Below are 873 nucleotides of genomic sequence, written 5' to 3'. Positions count from 1 at the left end.
GTATCATCAATATCAGTATTCGCAAAACCAGATGAATGATTGTTTAAACTGGTGTATTTCTGCCTTTATGCTTCGTAAGTTTGCTGTCGCGCCGTCAGTGCCCAGGCTATTCTGGCCAGCTTGTTTGCCAGAGCACAGGTGACGACAAAGTTGCTTTTCCGACACAACAACTCCCTGACCCAGTCGGCCAACTTGCCAGACTGGTGTTCCAGTTTTTGTATGAATACCCTGGCACACTGAACCAACAAAGTTCGGATCTTTTTGTTGCCCCGCTTGCTAATCCCTAACAATGTCGTCCGACCTCCCGTGCTGTACTGTCGGGGTACCAGCCCTGTTGCCGCCGCAAAGTCACGGCTGCTGGCGTACTGCTTCCCGTCGCCAATCTCAGTTGAAATAGTACTGGCAGTCAGCGTTCCAACGCAGGGAATACTCAGCAAGCGCTGTCCAACCTCATCTTCGTCCAACTTTCGTTTCAACTGAGATTCCAGATCTTTAATCTGCTCAACAAGATAGTGATAATGCTGTTGTAATTTCAGCAGTAACTGGCTGAGATAAAGAGGCAAACTACTGTCCTCAAGAAGGGTACTCAGTCGACTAATAACGGCAGCACCTCGCGGAACGCTGATACCAAATTCCAGCAGAAAAGCATGCATCTGATTAGTTGTTTTCACCTTATCCTGAACCAGGGATTCACGGACACGATGCAGAGCTCGCATTGCCTGCTGAGATTCGGTTCTGGGCTGCACGAAACGCATAGATGGACGTGATGCTGCTTCACAGATAGCTTCAGCATCAACGAAGTCATTTTTGTTGCTTTTAACGAATGGGCGGACAAATTGCGGTGATATCAGCTTTGGAAAATGCCCTAACTCT

General features: G+C 48.1%; 1 protein-coding gene. It reads right to left on the bottom strand.

What is annotated here, in order from left to right; all coding sequences use genetic code 11:
- Positions 1–65: 65 nt before the first annotated feature.
- Positions 66–873: IS110-like element IS5075 family transposase (locus tag ACOTX5_RS26645; protein WP_044703026.1), on the bottom strand; the 808-nt coding region annotated here is incomplete at its 5' end.

Source organism: Enterobacter cloacae complex sp. IR5441, assembly GCF_049238215.1.
GTDB classification, from domain to species: Bacteria; Pseudomonadota; Gammaproteobacteria; order Enterobacterales; family Enterobacteriaceae; genus Enterobacter; species Enterobacter hormaechei_C.
This window is presented reverse-complemented; position numbering and strand designations above follow the sequence as displayed.